Below are 19,792 nucleotides of genomic sequence, written 5' to 3'. Positions count from 1 at the left end.
ACCTTAGTTCGATGCAACGAAGTTGCGCGACTTGATGACGTTTCTGAGGCGGTGTTTGATGATGTCTCTCCATCTAAAAAGGCGCTAAACACCTTCCTTAAATGATCGACGTGCAAAAGCTTTCCTGTGCTACGGAAAAGATACGCTAAAGGTCTTAAAAGAGACTTTTTGCTTTTCTTTTAAAATAAAGTTTTGCGGATCTGGGCAAAAGTTACCCGCTCAGCAGAGCGGAATAAAGGTCAGGTATGCAAAGCGTTTGAATGGAAGGCACAAAACCAATAACCCCACCCTAGCCCTCCCCTTACTCTTTAACTTAAAAAAAGTAAGGGAAGGAATTAGCCCAGTGACCTGGGCTTAGGGGTTATTTGTGGGCAAATGCCGTTTTCGTGCAGTCGCTGTCTATTTTGTCTTTTTCTTCCGCTAGGATTTCATCGGTAAATTGCCCCATGAAGCAGCAGCAGATGCCTTCGCCTATCATGGTGCGTGGCCCCATTGGGTGGCCGATGTGTTTGTAAACCCCGTGGCTGTGGCCATGTCCGTGGTTATGTGAATGACCGTGGCTGTGGGAATGGTCGTGTGTGTGTCCATGCCCATGGGAGTGACCGTGATCATGGCTATGGTCGTGGCCGTGAGAATGGTCGTGGTCGTGGCCGTATTCATGGGCATGTTCGTGATCGTGTTCTTTATCAGAAACGGACAAGCCTTGGGTGTCGTCTTGTGGGTCGACGAATTCGGCGTGGTGGTGATGAACGTCTACTTCGCCTGCGGCTAGGCGGCGTTTGAAGGAGTTCATTAGGGTTTCTTCACCGGTTTGTAATTCGCCTTGCATGATCTCTTCGACGCGGTTTTGGAAAGCGTCGATGACTCTTGGGTGATCACTCAGGTAAGGCGTTTGGATGAATTCAATCGCTGGGTTTTGTTTGGCGACTTTCTCCACATAGCCTTGAATACGTTTGATCAAACGACCGGTAAACAAGAAGTAAGGCGCAACAACAATGCGTTTGTACCCTAGCTTCATTAGGTTTTCTAAGCCGACGCCCACAGATGGGTAAGTCACACCAGAGTAGACAGTATCTGCCCAACCAAAGCCCATGTTTTCATTGACGATGCGCGTCAATTTAGCGGCTTCCGCGTTGGCGCCTGTGTCCGATGTGCCACGCCCTACTACGACTAATAAGGTGTCGTAGAGGTTTTCAGGTGGGTTTTCTGGGTCAAGCCCAAGTGACTCATAGATGCGCGCTTGGAAGGCTTCGATCATGTCGTCTTGCAAGCCAAGTTCACGGCCATAGGTAATATGCAGACCGGCGTTTTTTTCTTCGTAAGTGGTTAATACAGAAGGAATGTCATTTTTGGCGTGGGTCGCAGCAAACAGCATGCCCGGCACCGCGTAAATTTCTTCTACGCCTTGACTTAATAAACTGTTTAAGCCCATGTGAATGTTGGGCGCGGAAAACTCCAAAAAGCCGTACTCAACCGGCAACTCAGGAAAGCGCTCTTTTAAGCCTTTTGCTACTAGGCCAAATTCACGCTCTGCGTCTTTATCACGACTGCCGTGACCACAAATCATAATGCCCTTTTTGGCCTGTTCTGTATTACTCATTGTTTCTCTCTACTTTGTTCGACTCAGCTGGCTCATAGTCTAGCGACCACCAGCAAGATAACCAATGACCTTCTGCCCAAGATCACTGACGTTGCTCTTGCTGCTGATCTAGGTCAAGCAACAAGGATTGAATCTGTTCTCTGTGGCGTTCTGCGTTCTGCCACATACCACGCTGAATGGCTTCTAATAAGCGTTCGCCCATTTCTTCCAATGCATGGGGGTTATTATCGCGCATAAAGGCTTGATTGTCTGGATCAAGAAGCAATCTGTCGGTAACTTGTTCGTATTGATAATCCGCCACTGCATCCGTAGTCGCGTCATAGGCAAACAAGTAATCCACCGTCGCGGTCATTTCAAAGGCGCCTTTATAACCATGACTCTGCATGGCTTTAATCCATTTGGGGTTTAACACCCGCGAACGCACCACCCGATTAAGCTCTTCTTTTAAGGTGCGTATTTTAGGTGCCGTAGGGTTCGAATGATCGCTGTGGTAAACACTGGGCGCTTGGCCGCTAAACGCTGTTACCGCGTTGGTCATGCCCCCTTGAAACTGGTAATAATCGTCTGAATCAAGAATATCGTGCTCGCGGTTGTCTTGGTTTTGCACCACAGCATCGAGCTGTGACAAGCGCTCAACAAAAGCCGATTTCGCTTCCACGCCTTCGCCTTGGCTGCCATCGTTATTGGAGCCATAAGCGTAGCCGCCCCAGTTCACATAGGCTTCGGCCAAATCAGCTTTGGTGTCCCAACAACGCTCGTCGATCAAGCCTTGCAAGCCTGCCCCATAGGCACCCGGTTTACTGCCAAAGACTCGATACGAAGCTTGACGACTCGCTTGTTCAGCGCTCATTCCTTGGGCTAATAAGGTGCTTTTTCTGGCTTCCACATTCGCGCGAATGGTGTTGCCATTGCCCGGCTCTTCGAACTCGGCGATGGCTTGCACGGCGGCGTCATAAAGACGCATCACATTGGCAAAGGCATCGCGGAAAAAGCCAGACACACGCAAGGTCACATCGACCCGCGGTCGGCCTAATTGCATGCAAGAAAGTATTTCAAAATCGGTGACCCGGTTGGAGCCCGGCGCCCAAATAGGCCGAACGCCCATCAAGGCAAACGCTTGGGCAATGTCATCACCACCGGTGCGCATGGTGGCGGTGCCCCATACCGACAAACCTAAATCTTTTGGGTAATCCCCTTCTTCTTGCAGGTGCCGCTGGATCAAGGCGTCTGCCGATTTCTGACCAATCGCCCACGCGGCAGGAGAAGGAATCGCGCGATTATCCACGGAGAAAAAGTTACGCCCTGTCGGCAAGGTATCTAAGCGGCCACGGGTTGGCGCACCACTAGGCCCTGGCGGTATAAAGCCACCCGCGAGCCCGGTTAATAAGGCTTGAATTTCATTGTCAGCACTTTGCGCTAACGCCACCATCAGGCTGCGCTTACTGTGCGCTAATAACTCTGCGGTTTGCGGCAAGCTCTGCGCTACCCCGTCCACTGGGTTGTTGCCAATTAAATGGCTCAATACCAAATCTTTGGCCAAGAGTTCCAAACGCTCTTTGGTGTCTGCATGGGTTCGCCAATCTGCTTTGCTCACCTCAAGCAGCGCTCTTGGTTGATGACCTAACCAAGGTGTGCGCGTGCTTTGCATTGGGTCGAAATTGTCGTGTTGTAAATCTAAATCCGCCATTAAGGCATGCAAAATACCTTTACTGGTAATCTCACTACCACGGGGTAAACGTAACAAGGCAACCAAGGTATCCGCTAATTTATCATCTTCTGGTAGCTCCCCAAGGCGATGCAAACCATGGCGGATCTGCGCTTCTTTGATCTCGCACAAATAAGTATCCAGACCTTCTAGCACGGTTTCTTCAAGCACGGCCCCATCATCCCCCGACTCAATGCCAGTCAGCTCTTCTAATAAATGGGTTTCTTGGACTTTCTTTAAAATCTGCTCACGCAGCCAGGTTTCGCGACGCACATCCATGCCCATGGCTTGATAATATTCGTCGACTAAATTTTCCAGTTCCGCCATCTCGCCATAGGTTTCAGAACGGGTCATGGGCGGCATTAGATGATCGATAATCACCGCTTGAGTACGACGTTTGGCTTGCGCCCCTTCTCCTGGGTCGTTGACGATAAAAGGGTAAAAATGTGGCATAGGACCCAGTGCAATATCGGGCCAACACTGATCAGACAAGGCGGTGCCTTTGCCCGGTAACCATTCTAGGTTGCCATGTTTGCCCACGTGAACAAAGGCGTCCACCTTGTAGACATGACGCAACCAAAAGTAAAACGCCAAGTAACTGTGAGGTGGAATCAAATCTGGGTCATGGTAATTGGCGGCGAGATCCAAGTTAAAACCACGGGCTGGCTGAATACCAACGAAGGTTTCGCCTAAGCGAATGCCCGCCAGCATCATCCGACGCTGGCCATTTTGCTCGCGGCACTTATGGTCGTCTTCTGGTGGTCCCCAACGATCCCAAACGGCATTTTGGCTGTCTAACGGCAGCTGATAAAAATAATGCAGGTAATCTTCCAGCGCCAAGCTTTGCCAACAACCACGCTCGTGTAAGGTGGTTGGGTTATTCGTTACGGCGCCCAGCAAGGCTTCTATTAAAGCGTTTCCATGCTCAGGAATCTCTTCAACCGGATAGCCTGCCGCTTCGAGTGCGGTTAACAAGTTTACCGTCGATGCGGGCGTGTCTAACCCCACACCGTTGCCAATGCGGCCGTCTTTGGTGGGGTAATTGGCTAACACAAAAGCAATGCGTTTTTCGCGATTGGGCTTGTTGGCTAAAGTCGCATAACGCTTTGCCAGTTCCGCAACAAATTGCGCGCGTTCCAAGTGCAATTCATAACGCACCAAATCCACTTGTGCGAGTTCGTTGTAATGGCTCAAGGCTTTAAAACTGAGCGCTCGGGTAATGATTCGGCCGTCCATTTCTGGCAAAACGATTTGCATCGCCACATCGCGACTGCGTAAGCCTTGAGTTTGTTGTTGCCAATCTTCTTGTGTACTGCCTGACAGAATCAGCTGCAACACAGGAATCGGGGCGGCAAACGCAGATTGGAAATCCGTTGGTTCTGAGGCTAAATCTGGACTGCCCACTCGATTGGCGGCAAACCCCGTGGTGTTTAAAATCACCTTGGCTTGAGTACGCTCGACTAAGGATTCAATCAGCCCAACCGAAAGGTCATCCTTTAAGGAACTCACGGCAACCGCCAATGGCACCAAACCTTGCTGTTCAAGCACACCAATAAGCCCATCGAACATGGCGGTGTTGCCGCTTTGTAAATGAGAGCGATAAAACGCCAAAATCACAACGGCGTGACCAGCCGCTATGTTCTGCTGATAAGCTCTTTGCCATTGTGAAAAACCCGACGACTGACCATTGTGGTAGATCAAAGCATTGGGTAAAGGGGCTGGCTCTTGCCACGGTTGCGCCGCTGCAAAATAACGCTCGCTCAGAAAGTAGAATAATTGCTGGCTGTTGGCTTGCCCGCTGTCTCGCAGATAGCGCCACACTCGATGGCTGTCTTCTGGTTTCGCCGTAGAAACGTTAAAAAGCGCAGGATCTGGGGTGTCATCGCCTGGGACCATGATCAAGGTACGGCCTTTTTTTGCTTTCGACCAAGCTTGAAGCTGCTGAAAACCATAGGACCAATAATGCTCGCCACCAAGTAGCGAGACAATCACAACCGTGGCGTGATCCAGTACCTTGTGTTCATACAAATCGTAAGCGGCGGGTTTGACCAACTGCATCCAGTTCGCCAAACGAACGCTGGGTAACGAGACACCGTCTGAAGACAGCTGATCGAGTGCGCTACCTAATGCACCGAGCACGCTGTCTGCAGCGGCAAGTATGACCAGCTGCGCCGGTGTTTGACCTAGGTCGACAATGCCTTCATCGTCGACGAATCCGCCCGGTTTGGCTGCTAATAAATGCACGTCTTCTCCGCTTTTCGCTTACGTTTTTACTCTTGTTAATAACGGTTATGACTGACCGTTATTATTGGCAAATCTTGCTCGTTACTTTAACCGTGCATCAGGCACTTAATGCATCGTGCAAAATGTTTTCGATTTGCTCTTTTGAGATACCTTTAGCAATAAACACCAATTGTGTTTGGCGCACTTCTTCCGGCAGCCACAAGCGATCAAAATAACGATCCAAGCGTGTTCCCACGGCTTGAAACACTTGTCGCATCGGCTTGCCATGCACAGCGGCAAACCCTTTAACGCGGAAAATATTGTGCTCTTCGATCAACTGAGTCAGGGTTTCTTGCAATAAGTCAGAAGACACTTCTCCTAAGGTAATCACAAAAGAATCAAAGTGGTCGTGGGCATGATCATGGTGTGCACCGTGAGCATGGTGATGATCGTGATGGTTATGCACTTCGTCGATTCGGCTTTCTGTTGCCGCATCAATGCCTAACAACATATCCAACGCCGCTTCACCGTTTTCGATGTACACCGTTTTTACCGTATTGGGCACCGCATGCGTAATGACAGATTGCACACGAGCACGCTCGCCTTCGTCCAGCAAATCGTTTTTACTCACCACCACAAGGTCCGCGGCACTTAGCTGATCGTCCAGCAATTCTTGTAGGCTTGGGTCATGATCAAGGCTTTCGTCTGCTTGGCGCTGAGCTTGCACTTGATTTTCATCGTGAGCAAAACGCCCTGCCGCTACCGCTGGGCCATCAACCACTGTGATCACCGCATCGACCGTGCAATATTCTTTAATGCCCGGCCAGTTAAAGGCTTGTACTAATGGCTTAGGCAGGGCCAAGCCACTGGTTTCAATCAAGATATGGTCGATGTCGCCACGACGTGCAACCAACTGCTCCATCACTGGCAAAAATTCTTCTTCTACTGTGCAGCAGATACAGCCATTGGCCAGTTCATAGAAGCCATCGTCGCTGCGTTGGCTGCTTTCTTGACCTTCTTCGCCTTCAGGGCAGTCAAGAGGACAAGAGCGTAAAATCTCTGAATCTATGTCTAACTCGCCAAACTCATTGACGATAACAGCAATACGCTTGCCAGCCGCTTGTTTTAATACGTTCGACAGCAAGGTCGTTTTACCACTGCCTAAAAAGCCAGTGACGATCGTTGTTGGAATTTTATTAAGCTGCATAATGAATCCTGCTTTTATTTTTTGTCGTCTTTTTGACGATGGATTTTTCGGAATATATGGGCCTGACTTTTATCGTAAAGATAGGAGTCAGCAAAGTCATCAGTGTCGAGCACCTGACCCACTAAAATAAGGCTCGTTCGAGTAAACTTTTTTTCCCGAACTTTAGCAACAATATCCGCTAACGTGCCGACCACATAATCTTGATCCGGCCAGCTGGTTCGATAACACACAGCCACCGGGCAATCTGCGCCATAATGTGGAATAAGCTCGTCGACAATTTTGTGTATGCGTGTCACACCAAGGTGAATCGCAAGGGTCGCCCCACTTTGCGCCAAGGCAGGCAAACGCTCTCTTTCAGGGAAAGGGGTTTTGCCTTCGTAACGCGTCATGATGACGGTTTGTGATACACCAGACAGAGTTAACTCTTTTTTCAGCATGGCCGCAGACGCCGCCACCGCACTCACGCCTGGTATCACTTCATAATCAATGTCTAAGACTTCAAGACGACGAATTTGTTCACCAATGGCACCATATAAAGCCGGATCACCACACTGTAAGCGCGCCACATCTTTGCCTTCTTGCGCCGCTTTTTCAATCACCGCGGTGGTTTCATCAAGGTTCATTTCTGCGGTGTCGTAAATGGCTTCGGCACTGTCACGCACACTGTCGATCACCTGAGTCGGAATCAGTGAGCCCGCGTACAAAACAACCGGGCAACGCGCCATGGTTTTCACCGCTTTGATCGTCATCAGATCTGGGTCACCAGGGCCTGCACCAATAAAGTAAACCGTCATTTGATCTCCTTAAATATAGTCAGCGTTAAAGCTTTTTAGAATAGCCGCGAGGAGTATAAATCCACTGTTTTTCGCCATTTTTAATGTGTTTCGTGTCTGAGTTACCCACACTGACCATGGTGAACATGTCCACGTCTTTGGCGTCTAATTCGCCAAGTGTGGTAAAGGTAATCTCTTCTTCTGGGCGAGTTAACTGGCGGCCTATCATCACCGGGGTGCTGGCAGGTCGGTATTGAAGCAACACATCACGGGCGTGATTTAATTGCCAATCGCGTTTTTTCGAAACCGGATTGTAAAAGGAGACGACAAAATCCCCCGCGCCACACGCATGAAGACGCTTGTCGATGGTTTCCCATGGGGTTAATAAGTCAGAAAGAGAAATGGTACAGAAGTCATGACCTAGCATGGCGCCTACTCGGCTGGCACCCGCTTGCATGGCAGAAATACCGGGAATGACTTCGATGTCAACATCCAGCCATTCAGGGTGATTTTCTTTGCCTTGAAGTTGCAGGTCCAGCAACTCAAAGACCAAGGTCGCCATGGCGTAAATGCCAATGTCGCCACTGGAAATCAGCGCGGTACTCTTGCCCTGTGCCGCTAAGGTAAGCGCAAGACGCGCTCGGCCAATTTCTTCACCAAGCGGTAAATCATGGAAGGTTTTGCCTTCGCTCAGCTCACCTAATAGGTCTAAATAATAGCCGTAGGCTACCCAATCACTGCAGGCGGCCAATGCTTTGGTTGCATTTGGAGCAACCAACCCTAAATCACCTGGGCCCATGCCCATTACAAATAATTTGCTCATTACATCTCTTAAAATGGTCGTGCGTTATCAATACGCGAATCGGACCATTGTACACGTGAAATCGCTAAGAGGAGATGAAAACAGACAAGGTTAACGTGAGAGTTCTTCAGGTAAATGAGCGAAGTCAGCGTCGAATTAAGACTCGACGCGAATAAGCTGACATTTGATTTTAGAAAGATCTTCTATTTCCAAACCGGCTTGCTGACCTTTCACCCAAAAAGACACGTCTTCGCCAAGGTAATGGGCACCAGAAGCGCTAACCGCTCGGGTTAAGTTGTAGGTTTTTTGCTGCCAAAAGATCTGCGCTTCTTCCCCATGAAACATGACTTTTAAAGGCATGCCTGCGCACAGGTAATCCGCAACGTCCGTTTGGCTATCTTCTAGGCTTGGGTAGTCTTCTGCGGGTGGTTTCTCCACCCCACTACAGGCCGTAAGCGCCATCAGAGTGAAACCAGCACACACACTACCAAGCCATTTTTTATGGGCGGTAATTTTAGAGACTCCGTTCATAAACACTCCTTTCATAAACAATAATCGAGTAGATCAAAAAAGTGGATAGCTCGCATTTTGTAAACGCCAGCTAAGCGGTAAAACCTTGATAATCTTATTTTCGCTCTTTGAAAGCAGAAACAAAAGCGCTTTTACGCTTAGCAAGATGACAATAAAAATGAATCTCCTTAGAAAACATCATCCTATGCTTTGACACAGCTCTGTAAAAAACCGTATATTGCACATATCGAAACTATTCGATTTCGTTCTCGGGGCGGGGTGAAATTCCCCACCGGCGGTAAAGAATTTTATTCTAAGCCCGCGAGCGCTCATACTGCTGTCAAAGTAGTATGAGGTCAGCAGATCTGGTGTGACTCCAGAGCCGACGGTTACAGTCCGGATGATAGAGAGCGCGTCAGACAATACCTCAAGCAAGGTACGCCTTATGGTGTGCTATCGCCTAGTGTTAGGTACTTCATTTTTGATGAAGTATTTGCCTGTCCGTTCGCCCTGATTCACCTTTATTTGTAGGATTTAAAAATGAATCAGAGCTCAACAACGAATGTTACTGACTTTAACTCAGCAGACCAACGTATCGCATTTATCCATGCTTCTTGGCACACAGACATAGTGCTAAATTGTTTGGAAGGGTTTAAAACGGAATTAGCCGCTCGCGGTTATGACCTAAGCAAAATCGACATCTTCCCTGTTCCAGGTGCTTACGAGATTCCTTTGCAAGCAAAACTGCTTGCGAAAAGCGGCCAATATGCGGCCATTGCTGGCAGCGCACTTGTGGTTGATGGTGGTATCTACCGTCACGATTTTGTCGCTCAAACCGTGTGTAATGCTTTGATGCAAGTACAGCTAGAAACAGAAGTGCCTGTTCTTACTGCGGTACTGACACCTCATAATTTCCATGAGCACGATGAGCATTCTAGCTATTACAGCCGTCACTTTGTGAAGAAAGGCATCGAGCTTGCTAACGCATGCGACATGACGATCCAGCTAACAACTAAGACGAAAAAAGAGCTGCTATAAACCCAGCACTCATTAAGAGTCGCTTGCTCAAACTGTCTCATATCAAGCCTCATTTATGATCGTAAATGAGGCTTTTTTTGCCTTCCACGGTAATAAAAGTGCTTTCTTCCATTGTCTACACTAGGCTGTTTTTCGTCATGCGCGCCGAACCAACACGGCCGTGAATTTGAATAAGACATCACCTTATTAAACGGTGATAAATCATTCTAGCCCGAGATAACCCACCTCCCTCTTATAAAATTCTCCAATAACCTTAATAGTTTCTTTGTTATAGGTTTTCATTTTCAAAAGAGTAATATTTGAAAAATGTGTTTCCAACTCTATCGCAAACTCTGCGGCTCAATATGATAAGGAGATAATAAATGGGCGTGTCCAGCGAACAATTCGATCATAATACGACTTCTTCATCTGATCATCAGATTCAATCTCCCCCAGGTTCTTTTAAATCAAGCAAACCTAGATCATCGGTTAAGCAATGGATTAGCACGCAACTCGCCCTCGCTGGCATCACCATTAATGGCAGTAATCCTTGGGACCCTCAGGTGCATAACGAGGCTATATGGCCTCGTATCTTACGGCATGGGTCTCTTGGTTTAGGTGAAGCCTATGTAGACGGTTGGTGGGATTGCGAGCAAATTGACGAATTTATTTCCCGCCTTATTGACGCTCAGCTCGATAAAAAAGTCACTGGCCGTTGGGTGACAATACGGCATTGGTTAGCCGCGACTGTGATCAATCGACAATCAGAAAAGCGCGCCTATCAGGTCGGCGAACAACATTACGACGCCGGCAATGATTTGTACCAAGCCATGCTTGATCCGACCATGGCCTACTCTTGTGGCTATTGGCATCAGGCTAAGAACCTCCATCAGGCCCAACTCAATAAACTGCGCCTGATCTGTGAAAAAGCCAAGTTACAAAAAGGGGAATCGGTATTAGAAATTGGTTGTGGTTGGGGAAGTTTTGCTGAGCTTGCCGCAAAAGAGTATGGCGTTAATGTCACCGGCATCACTATTTCAAAAGAGCAAAAGAAACTCGCCGATGAGCGCTGTAAAGGACTGCCGGTCAAGATTGCTCTGCAAGATTACCGAAGCTTAGATGGGCAATACGACAAACTCGTGTCGATTGGCATGTTCGAACATGTTGGCCCTAAAAACTATGATACCTATATGCGAACGGCTCACAGGTTAATGAAAAACGATGGCATCTTCGTGTTACATACCATTGGCAACGCGAAAACCTCAGTGGGAACAGACCCATGGATAGATAAATACATTTTCCGTAATGGCGTCATTCCATCTCTTACCCAGATTAGCGAGGCGGTAGAACCTTATTTTGTGATTGAAGACGTGCATAACTTTGGCCCTGACTATGCAACCACGCTCATGGCATGGCACGATAATTTCGTTGCCGCATGGCCGAGCCTAAAGGAGCAATATAGTGAGCGTTTTTATCGCATGTGGGTGTATTACTTGATGGTCTGTGCCGGGGCATTTCGCAGCCGCTCACTACAACTTTATCAAGTGGTGCTAAGAAAGCGTGTAGACAGATTAGCTCGTTACCAAAGCGTGCGTTAACACGCTGTACAAGGCATCAAGAAAGGCCGTTCGGTGATGGCATTTCTTGATGCGATCTTCCCCTATGAGTCTGAGCGCTTACTCGCCCCTAACGACCCGCTGTTGCAGTGCTTCGTATAGATCGCTGTGTTTATCTGAGGCAACACAAAGGCTCAGCATGTCGTCGATAAAAAACGTCATAGCCCGCCGCTCTATTTGCTGGATGCCTTGCTGTTGCTCAGCGGATAAATTGGCGTATTTAGACGCAGCGCCAAAATCGCCAAATAAAATGTGTCCATCTGGGTTGATCAGCACATTGTGTGCGTATAAGTCACCGTGGGAAATCTCTTTGTCGATAAAGTGCTGCAGCACGGCGTCCATTTGCGCCACAATATAATGAATTTGTTGAATGGAAAAAGCCTGCCCTTGCGTGAAGGTATCTCGTGTACAGCTTGCTAAACTCGGTGGCTGACCAAGGTTTTGATAGTGTTCAGGAATCAACTCCATCAACAAAGCGGAACAATCAGCTTGGTCAATTTGCGCTAATGGCTTCACAATATTGTCATGGACCCCTATCGATAGACAGGCATCCAATTCATCCTCAGGATACCCATCGCTGGTTACCTCACCTTTAAATACCTTCACAGCAATGCTATCAGGAAATCCATAAGGGTTACGCTGCCAAGTCGCTTTAGAAATTACCCCAGATGCCCCCTGACCTAATACCTGATGCAAGATCAAATCTTCGGCAGCGACCGTTTTAAACTCTGGATGATAATGGCGATCCGCACAAAAAGGGTTGCCCGAAAACGCCAACCACGCCAATTTCGGCAAGCTTAATAAAGCGTCTGGAAAGGAGGACAGCTTATTCGCCGACAAGCGGATCAACTCTAGGTTCTGGCAATGTCTAATGGACTCTGGAATATCACGCAATTGGTTGCCCGCTAACGCCAACTTTTGCAAGCGTGGTAACAAGCCTATTTCCTCTGGCAAGGTTTCAATTTGGTTATCCGTCAAAATCAACCAGCGGGTAATGCGCGGCAAAGAGGCACCGGAGACAGTACGAATCTGGTTACTCTTAAAGCCAATCATTTCAAGTTTAGGACAGGCACCAAGCCCTACTGGCAGATGAGTAAACTGATTGTTGGAACAAAACAAAATTCTCAGATTCGACAATCGAGCGAGGTCATCAGGCAAGCTGGAGAGCGCGTTATTAGACAAATCCAATATTTCCAAGGAATCTGCCAGCGTGTAAATAGCTTCGGGGAATTCACTTAGATTTTCTGCCAATTGAAGGCGCTTTACGCCGCTTAATTCACCGTTATTCAGTTGTTGTAGAGTCTGCAAAACCATCCATCCAAAATAAAATTGGCTCCATTATAGCGACAAAAAAGCCGAGCGACAGGCTCGGCTTTGATAACACAGAAGACGCCTTAATTATTCGGCTTTTTTGGCAATGCGATAGGCGTGCAACAAGGGCTCGGTGTAACCCGATGGTTGAGACTTCCCTTTAAAAACAAGATCACACGCAGCCTTAAAGGCAATGCCATCAAAACCTGGCGCCATGCGTTGATAAGCAGGGTCATCGGCATTTTGTTGGTCTACGATCGCGGCCATGCGCTTTAATGCCTCCATCACTTGCTCTGGCGTACAAACACCATGCTCTAACCAGTTAGCCAGATGCTGCGACGAAATACGCAAGGTGGCGCGGTCTTCCATTAAGCCCACATTATTAATGTCGGGGACTTTAGAGCAGCCCACGCCTTGGTCTATCCAGCGAACCACATACCCTAATATCCCTTGAGCGTTGTTATCCAGTTCAAATTTGATCTGCTCTGCAGTGAGTGCGCTTGGGTCGTCCATTAAAGGAATCTGCAAAATATCATCAAGCTTGGCTCGTGGCCGCGAGGCCAATGTGTGTTGCTGAGCGCGTACATTTACTGTGTGATAGTGGGTACTATGAAGCGTCGCACCATTTGGCGATGGTACCCAAGCCGTGTTGGCGCCAGACCGCGGGTGGGCGATTTTTTGCTCTAGCATCGCCGCCATTTCGTCTGGCATGGCCCACATGCCTTTGCCGATCTGCGCCTTGCCAGGCAAACCGCACTCAATGCCAATATCCACATTCCAATCCTCGTACGCTTGAATCCAAGCCTGCTGTTTCATGATGGATTTTGGTACGAACGCCCCCGCCAACATGGATGTGTGGATTTCATCGCCAGTGCGATCAAGGAAACCGGTATTAATAAACACCACTCGCTCACTGGCCGCGCGAATGCATTCTTTCAAATTCACCGTGGTGCGGCGCTCTTCGTCCATGATGCCGATTTTTAATGTGTTGCGTTTGAGCTGTAAGACTTCCTCTATACGAGCAAATAATTCAACCGCAAAAGCGACCTCTTCCGGGCCGTGCATTTTAGGCTTCACTATATTAACGCTGCCGGCACGACTGTTTTTGCGAGCGGTGGTGCCATTCAGGTCATGCATTGCAGCGTAAGCGCAGATAAAGCCATCCATAATGCCTTCAGGCACTTCATTGCCCTCTCTATCGACAATCGCTGAATTTGTCATTAAATGACCGACATTACGAATAAACAACAAACTACGACCAGGCAAGGTCAATGACTCACCAGAGGGGGTTAAATAACTGCGATCAGGGTTCATTATACGAGTGACCGTTTGGCCACCTTTTTCAAATTGATCCTGTAAGGTGCCCTTCATTAAGCCCAACCAATTACGGTACACCTCAATTTTGTCTTCTGCGTCCACCGCCGCAATCGAGTCTTCGCAATCCATAATGGTGGTGATCGCCGCTTCAACCAATAAATCTTTCACACAGGCTTTATCGGTTTTGCCGACAGGCGACCTTGCGTCGATCTGGATCTCTATATGCAGACCATTGTTTTTTAATAAAATGGCCGTTGGCGCGGACTCGGTTCCGTTGAAGCCTACGAACTTATCTGCTTCTACTAAGCCTACTCGTTCACCAGACGATAAAGTCACAACCAGCTCGGCGTTGTCTACTTGGTAGGCGGTTGCATCACGATGAGAGGCATCGATCAGCGGTGCTGCTTGGTCTAATAAATGACGCCCAAAAGCAATGACCTTGTCGCCACGAATGGGATTGTAAGCACTCGTTCTCTCGGCGCCATCACTCTCAGGAATGGCGTCCGTGCCATAAAGTGCATCGTATAAGCTTCCCCAACGAGCGTTAGCGGCATTTAATGCAAAGCGCGCATTTTTAAGCGGTACAACCAGTTGGGGACCTGCTTGTTCAGCCACCTCTTCGTCTACATTTTGTGTGCTGACCTTAAAGGCGGCCCCTTCTGGCAACAGATAGCCAATCTCTTTTAAAAAGGTTTTATACGCCGTGGCATTCTCAGCCGACCAGTTATGCGTTAAGTGCCATTCGTCTATCTGAGTTTGTAAGGTATCGCGCTTGGCCAATAAGGCTTTATTTTTAGGAGCAAGGTCATTTAACGTGGCTTCAAACCCTTCCCAAAAGGCGGTCGGACTGATGCCTGTGCCTGGGGCTATTTCTTCCTTCACCAAATGCCATAGACCTTGCGCTATGCTCAAACCACCTTGCTGGATTCGTGTCGACATACCTTTTTCCTTATTATTAAACCGCAGATGAATTATTTATATCACTTTAGTAAAGACTGAAACACTTGTAACAACCTCAAAAGTAAAAAAACTTTCCCCTCTTTGTTCATGCAGCGCTGTCATAAAGTATGAATAAACAGTCATATAACGCGCTCAATAACTCGATATTTTCCTATTTAAGCACCACAAAAACACCGTGAAACACATTAGAAAGCATTCAGTCGTCATTTTTTTTGCAAGGTTACAAGTGAACTAAAAACACTGGTAAACGTTATTTTTACTCAATTAAATCAACACTTTAAGTTTAACCCAATAATGAAATAAGCCCATTCCAGGTATTCCTAGCGTAAAAAAACATGACAAAAAAAAGCCGTTAATCGTCTTTGGTAACCAAACTGTCATAAACCTTGTGCAATATGTCTCTCCAGACAAGGGTGATCAGAAAAACATTCATTGTCTAGCACATAAAGATGAGAAGAGGTGAAGGACAATACTGTCTTACATCTCAGTTTAAAGAATGATAATTCACACTGAACACAAAGAGGATACACTCTCATGAAACGCATTTTTGCAAGCTTGGTTGTCTGCGCTGCAGCAAACGCTCTGACAGCAACATCAGCTTTCGCTGCCGATCACATCACTGGTGCTGGTGCAACTTTCCCATACCCTGTCTATTCTAAGTGGGCACAATCATACAACAAAGAAACTGGCGCTCAGCTTAACTACCAAGCAATTGGTTCTGGCGGCGGTATCAAGCAAATCACAGCAAAAACAGTCGACTTCGGTGCTTCTGACAAGCCATTGAAAGCAAGCGTGCTAAAAGAAAAAGGCATGATGCAGTTCCCTACTGTTATGGGCGGCATCGTTCCAATCATCAACGTTGTGGGCATTAAGCCGGGCGAAATGGTGCTTGATGGCACAACAATCGCCAACATCTTCTTAGGTAAAATCACTAAGTGGAACGACCCAGAAATCAAAGCGTTGAACCCAGGTGTTAACTTACCAAACAAAAAAATCTCTGTTGTTCACCGCGCTGACGGTTCTGGTACAACATTCAACTTCACTTACTATCTAGCGGACATTTCTGCAGATTGGAAAAACAAAGTAGGTGTGGATGCTTCTGTACAATGGCCTGTTGGTACTGGCGGTAAGGGTAACCAAGGTGTGGCAAACTACGTCTCTCAATTGAAAAACTCAATTGGCTACGTTGAGTACGCTTACGCGCTGCAAAACAACCTAACTTACTCAAAAATGAAGAACAAAGAAGGCAACATAGTATCGCCTACAATGGAATCTTTCCAAGCAGCGGCCGCTGGTGCTGACTGGAAACACGCTGAAGGCTTCTACCTGATTCTTGCTAACCAACCTGGTGCGAATAGCTGGCCGATGACGGCTGCTACCTTCATCCTTCTCCATAAAGAAGTAGAAGACGCAAAAGCGACTCAATCAGTACTTAAGTTCTTTGACTGGGCATACACAAACGGTGATGCTGCAGCAGAAGAGCTACACTACGTACCTTTCCCTGCCAATGTAAAAGCTCTTATCCATGACGCTTGGAAAACAGAGTTGAAAACAACTGGCGGAAAATCCGTATACATGGGCTCTTAAGCGAATGACTAAACCCAACATGACTCTCGTCGAAAACATCAACGCGAAAGCTCATGAAGAGGCCGCTGGATCATTCCAGCGGTCTCCTCGCTTCATGAATGGCGAAGGCTTTAACAGCACATTCAAATGGCTTTCTATCTGTTCAGCTATGTTCATCCTCGTTATTTTGGGTGGCTTCTTTGTCTCCTTAACCATAGGGGCATGGCCAGCCATCAGCAAGTTTGGGCTTTCCTTTATTTGGACCTCTACTTGGAACCCAGTAACAGAACAGTTTGGCGCATTACCAGCCATCGCAGGCACACTTATTACGTCTGCTATTGCGATTGTGTTAGCGGTACCTCTTGCGTTTGCTATTGCCATTTACATTACTCAATTGGCACCACGCTGGTTACGCCATCCATTAGGCATTGCCATTGAACTACTGGCCGCGATTCCAAGTATTATTTACGGTATGTGGGGACTTTTCTTCTTCGCACCATTTTTCGCAGAATACATTCAAACGCCGATCATAGATGCGTTTGAAAATGTGCCTTTCCTGTCTACGGTTTTTGCAGGACCGGCAATTGGTATCGGCATGGCAACCGCCGGCATTGTGTTGGCTATTATGATTCTTCCTTTTATTGCCTCCGTGATGCGCGATGTGATTGATACAGTACCAAAACGCTTAAAAGAAAGTGGTTACGCCATTGGGGCAACAGAGTGGGAAGTAACCCGCGCGATCATTATTCCCCATTGTAAAACCGCCATGGCGGGTGCCGTTTTTCTAGGTCTAGGACGTGCCCTTGGTGAAACCATGGCAGTGACCTTTATTATTGGTAACGCGAACCGCATTACAGGCGCTATTTTTGCTCCTGGTAATACCATCGCCTCTACCATTGCCAATGAGTTCCAAGAAGCCTATACAGAAATACATTCTTCTGCATTGATTGCTCTTGGCTTATTGCTGTTCATTATTACCTTCATCGTGCTCGCCATTGCTCGCATGATGCTTAACCGAATCTCATCTTAGGAGTTGTTTGTGAACGCTGTCGTCCAACGTCGTCAACTTGCCAACGTTTTTGCTCGCATACTCATCGTTGCTGCAACCCTATTGGTTTTGGCTTTTTTAGTCTGGATTTGTGCGGTACTGCTCTACCAAGGGTTTTCCGCTTTCAAACCAACCTTGTTTACTGAAATGACACCGCCTCCGGGTGAGTCTGGTGGTTTAGCCAATGCAATCGCTGGTAGTTTCTTATTAGTCGCTGTGGCCATGCTGTTCGCCACCCCAGTCGGATTGCTCGCGGGCACCTACCTTAATGAGTACGGCAAAGGAACCTGGCTGGCGTCGACTGTGCGCTTTGTAAATGATGTATTACTGGCCAAGCCTTCTATTCTTGCGGGTCTTTTTATCTACGAGATTCTCGTCGTCCCTATGGGCGGATTTTCGGGTTGGGCAGGCTCAGCTGCGCTCGCGCTGATTGCGATCCCAGTGGTGGTACGTACCACAGAAGACATGCTAAATCTGGTACCAAACAGCATGCGCGAAGCCGCTTACGCATTGGGCGCAAGCCGCTCGAAAGTGATTATCACCGTCAGCTACCGTGCGGCTCGAGTGGGCATGACCACCGGCATTTTATTGTCCGTCGCTCGTATCGCGGGTGAAACGGCACCGTTACTCTTTACCTCATTGAACAACCAATTCTGGTCGACTGACATGTCTTCGTCGATGGCGAACCTACCTGTCATGATCTTCCAGTTTGCAATGAACCCTTATCCGGATTGGCAAGCCCTTGCGTGGGCCGGTGCATTATTAATCACCTTGACCATCCTTATACTTTCTATTATTTCGCGAGTGGTGCTACGCTCAGCGAATGCACAACATTAATTTTGGAAAAGCCAATGGAAATGACCATGACGCCAGCAGAACTTTTAAACATTGAGTCTAGCCAACCAGAGCTTACCAATGAAGTGGATATTTCGATCCGTGATTTGAACTTTTACTACGGTAATAATCACGCGCTGAAAAACATCAACCTTGAAATTGGCCGTAATGAAACCACTGCGATCATTGGGCCATCTGGTTGTGGTAAATCAACACTACTGCGTATTCTGAACCGTATTTATACGCTTTACCCAGGCCAAGAAGCCAAAGGGGAAGTCGTGATTGATAACCAGAATATACTTGACCCAAAAGTGAATGTGTCTGCATTACGGGCTCGCGTGGGCATGGTGTTTCAATCACCAACCCCTTTCCCTATGTCGATCTATGACAACATTGCTTATGGTATTCGTCTTTATGAAAAACCATCGCGCCGTGAAATGGACGCTCGAGTCGAAAAGGCCTTGCGCAGTGCTGCACTGTGGGACGAAGTAAAAGACAAGCTACACCAAAGCGGACAAAGCCTGTCTGGCGGTCAGCAACAACGTCTTTGTATTGCCAGAACCATAGCCTTGGAACCTCAAGTACTGTTGCTTGATGAACCAACGTCTGCTCTTGACCCTGTTTCGACGTCTAAGATTGAAGATTTGTTGGACACACTGCGCGACGAATACACTATCGTTATCGTGACGCACAACATGCAACAAGCGGCTCGCGTCTCTCAGAAGACTGTCTTTATGTACTTGGGTGAAGTGGTCGAAGTGGCCGAAACAGATGAAATGTTTTTGCGTCCTAAAGAAGAGCGCACTAAGAATTACATTACCGGTCGTTTCGGTTAATAGAAAAGCACAAGGCGAACCAAAAGGTTCGCCTCTTTCGGCTTGGTCTAGCAGGTCGGACACAGCCTCAGTGATGACACTCAATGTCCTAGCGCAATCTCACACCAGCTCTGCAACAAACTCATGCCTTGAGCAATGCCCATTTCAGCAAAAAAACTCCCCATGACCAAAAGCAAAAGATTGGCACCAATGGTTAGCCAAAACACCACGCGAAAGCGCGTTTTTATGGTCTTATGACGAAAGTATTTTTGCCCGAATAAAGCGCCAGGCCAACCGCCTAAGAACGCCAACCAATGCAGCCTCGATTCCGGTATGCGGCGCTGTTGTTTCTTCGCCGCTCGCTTATCCCAGCCATAAAACGCAAACGTCAATAGGCTCATGATCAAGTACAGAAAGATCCCCACGATAGGCCAAGACAAAGCGCTTCACTCCTAATACTGCATGCTTAAAAAAAGTCGCGTTAGTTC

The 19,792-nt window shown here is 47.7% G+C and carries 15 protein-coding genes and 1 riboswitch; of the genes, 6 read left to right on the top strand and 9 right to left on the bottom strand.

Going from position 1 to position 19,792, the window contains the following annotated elements:
- Positions 1-361: 361 nt before the first annotated feature.
- The 6 genes from E0D71_RS08335 to E0D71_RS08310 all read right to left on the bottom strand — a co-directional run bounded on the left by E0D71_RS08335 (position 362) and on the right by E0D71_RS08310 (position 8,841).
- On the bottom strand, positions 362-1,600 hold the full coding sequence (locus E0D71_RS08335) for a sirohydrochlorin chelatase (protein ID WP_133002860.1): 1,239 nt from the start codon (positions 1,598-1,600) through the stop codon (positions 362-364).
- Between the two features lie 82 nt (positions 1,601-1,682).
- Positions 1,683-5,549: a cobaltochelatase subunit CobN gene (cobN, locus tag E0D71_RS08330; RefSeq protein WP_133002859.1), complete on the bottom strand. Its 3,867-nt coding sequence runs from the start codon at positions 5,547-5,549 to the stop codon at positions 1,683-1,685.
- Positions 5,550-5,646: 97 nt separating this feature from the next.
- Positions 5,647-6,735, bottom strand: coding sequence for a cobalamin biosynthesis protein CobW (cobW, locus tag E0D71_RS08325; protein WP_133002858.1), 1,089 nt, complete (start codon positions 6,733-6,735; stop codon positions 5,647-5,649).
- 14 nt (positions 6,736-6,749) lie between these two features.
- Positions 6,750-7,529 carry a precorrin-4 C(11)-methyltransferase gene (gene cobM / locus E0D71_RS08320; RefSeq protein WP_133002857.1) on the bottom strand — a complete coding sequence of 260 codons (780 nt, stop codon included), beginning with the start codon at positions 7,527-7,529 and terminating at the stop codon, positions 6,750-6,752.
- A 25-nt stretch (positions 7,530-7,554) separates the two neighbouring features.
- A complete protein-coding gene (gene cobJ, locus E0D71_RS08315) occupies positions 7,555-8,331 on the bottom strand; it encodes a precorrin-3B C(17)-methyltransferase (protein WP_133002856.1) in 777 nt (258 codons plus the stop codon).
- A gap of 135 nt (positions 8,332-8,466) precedes the next feature.
- The gene (locus E0D71_RS08310) at positions 8,467-8,841 is read right to left on the bottom strand and encodes an MliC family protein (RefSeq protein WP_165942973.1); all 375 of its coding nucleotides are present in this window, start codon (positions 8,839-8,841) and stop codon (positions 8,467-8,469) included.
- A gap of 240 nt (positions 8,842-9,081) precedes the next feature.
- Positions 9,082-9,236, top strand: a riboswitch (FMN riboswitch).
- Between the two features lie 124 nt (positions 9,237-9,360).
- Here E0D71_RS08310 and E0D71_RS08305 point away from each other — a divergent pair.
- Together E0D71_RS08305 and cfa are read left to right on the top strand one after the other, a co-directional pair.
- Positions 9,361-9,858, top strand: a complete 498-nt coding sequence (locus E0D71_RS08305; protein WP_133002854.1) for a 6,7-dimethyl-8-ribityllumazine synthase — start codon at positions 9,361-9,363, stop codon at positions 9,856-9,858.
- A gap of 362 nt (positions 9,859-10,220) precedes the next feature.
- Positions 10,221-11,435 (top strand): cyclopropane fatty acyl phospholipid synthase, encoded by a 1,215-nt coding sequence (gene cfa, locus E0D71_RS08300; RefSeq protein WP_133002853.1) that lies wholly within the window; start codon positions 10,221-10,223, stop codon positions 11,433-11,435.
- A gap of 78 nt (positions 11,436-11,513) precedes the next feature.
- On the opposite strand, the gene E0D71_RS08295 is transcribed toward cfa, so the two are convergent.
- Positions 11,514-12,761 (bottom strand): leucine-rich repeat-containing protein kinase family protein, encoded by a 1,248-nt coding sequence (locus E0D71_RS08295; protein WP_133002852.1) that lies wholly within the window; start codon positions 12,759-12,761, stop codon positions 11,514-11,516.
- Between the two features lie 90 nt (positions 12,762-12,851).
- A complete protein-coding gene (locus tag E0D71_RS08290) occupies positions 12,852-15,020 on the bottom strand; it encodes a malate synthase G (protein ID WP_133002851.1) in 2,169 nt (722 codons plus the stop codon).
- Positions 15,021-15,575: 555 nt separating this feature from the next.
- Between E0D71_RS08290 and pstS the strand changes: the two genes are divergently transcribed.
- From pstS to pstB, 4 genes are read left to right on the top strand one after another with little or no spacing between them, the layout of a single operon-like run.
- Positions 15,576-16,628 (top strand): phosphate ABC transporter substrate-binding protein PstS, encoded by a 1,053-nt coding sequence (gene pstS / locus E0D71_RS08285; RefSeq protein WP_133002850.1) that lies wholly within the window; start codon positions 15,576-15,578, stop codon positions 16,626-16,628.
- 4 nt (positions 16,629-16,632) lie between these two features.
- Positions 16,633-17,637 carry a phosphate ABC transporter permease subunit PstC gene (gene pstC / locus E0D71_RS08280; RefSeq protein ID WP_133002849.1) on the top strand — a complete coding sequence of 335 codons (1,005 nt, stop codon included), beginning with the start codon at positions 16,633-16,635 and terminating at the stop codon, positions 17,635-17,637.
- Positions 17,638-17,646: 9 nt separating this feature from the next.
- A complete protein-coding gene (gene pstA, locus E0D71_RS08275) occupies positions 17,647-18,492 on the top strand; it encodes a phosphate ABC transporter permease PstA (RefSeq protein ID WP_133002848.1) in 846 nt (281 codons plus the stop codon).
- A gap of 20 nt (positions 18,493-18,512) precedes the next feature.
- Complete coding sequence (gene pstB, locus E0D71_RS08270; RefSeq protein WP_207923370.1) at positions 18,513-19,325, top strand: phosphate ABC transporter ATP-binding protein PstB; 813 nt, start codon at positions 18,513-18,515, stop codon at positions 19,323-19,325.
- 80 nt (positions 19,326-19,405) lie between these two features.
- Here the strand turns inward: pstB and E0D71_RS08265 are convergent, their stop codons facing one another.
- Positions 19,406-19,744 (bottom strand): DUF1294 domain-containing protein, encoded by a 339-nt coding sequence (locus E0D71_RS08265; protein ID WP_243711989.1) that lies wholly within the window; start codon positions 19,742-19,744, stop codon positions 19,406-19,408.
- Positions 19,745-19,792: the final 48 nt, after the last annotated feature.

This window comes from Marinomonas sp. KMM3893, from assembly GCF_004352855.1.
GTDB lineage: Bacteria > Pseudomonadota > Gammaproteobacteria > Pseudomonadales > Marinomonadaceae > Marinomonas > Marinomonas arenicola.
This window is presented reverse-complemented; position numbering and strand designations above follow the sequence as displayed.

What these genes read in the sequence shown, in the direction of transcription:
- E0D71_RS08335 (WP_133002860.1), bottom strand. Translation starts at nt 1,600, where the DNA reads ATGAGTAATACAGAACAGGCCAAAAAGGGCATTATGATTTGTGGTCAC.
- pstS (WP_133002850.1), top strand. Translation starts at nt 15,576, where the DNA reads ATGAAACGCATTTTTGCAAGCTTGGTTGTCTGCGCTGCAGCAAACGCT.
- pstB (WP_207923370.1), top strand. Translation starts at nt 18,513, where the DNA reads ATGACCATGACGCCAGCAGAACTTTTAAACATTGAGTCTAGCCAACCA.
- E0D71_RS08305 (WP_133002854.1), top strand. Translation starts at nt 9,361, where the DNA reads ATGAATCAGAGCTCAACAACGAATGTTACTGACTTTAACTCAGCAGAC.
- cobM (WP_133002857.1), bottom strand. Translation starts at nt 7,529, where the DNA reads ATGACGGTTTACTTTATTGGTGCAGGCCCTGGTGACCCAGATCTGATG.
- E0D71_RS08310 (WP_165942973.1), bottom strand. Translation starts at nt 8,841, where the DNA reads ATGAACGGAGTCTCTAAAATTACCGCCCATAAAAAATGGCTTGGTAGT.
- E0D71_RS08290 (WP_133002851.1), bottom strand. Translation starts at nt 15,020, where the DNA reads ATGTCGACACGAATCCAGCAAGGTGGTTTGAGCATAGCGCAAGGTCTA.
- cfa (WP_133002853.1), top strand. Translation starts at nt 10,221, where the DNA reads ATGGGCGTGTCCAGCGAACAATTCGATCATAATACGACTTCTTCATCT.
- cobW (WP_133002858.1), bottom strand. Translation starts at nt 6,735, where the DNA reads ATGCAGCTTAATAAAATTCCAACAACGATCGTCACTGGCTTTTTAGGC.
- cobJ (WP_133002856.1), bottom strand. Translation starts at nt 8,331, where the DNA reads ATGAGCAAATTATTTGTAATGGGCATGGGCCCAGGTGATTTAGGGTTG.
- pstC (WP_133002849.1), top strand. Translation starts at nt 16,633, where the DNA reads ATGACTAAACCCAACATGACTCTCGTCGAAAACATCAACGCGAAAGCT.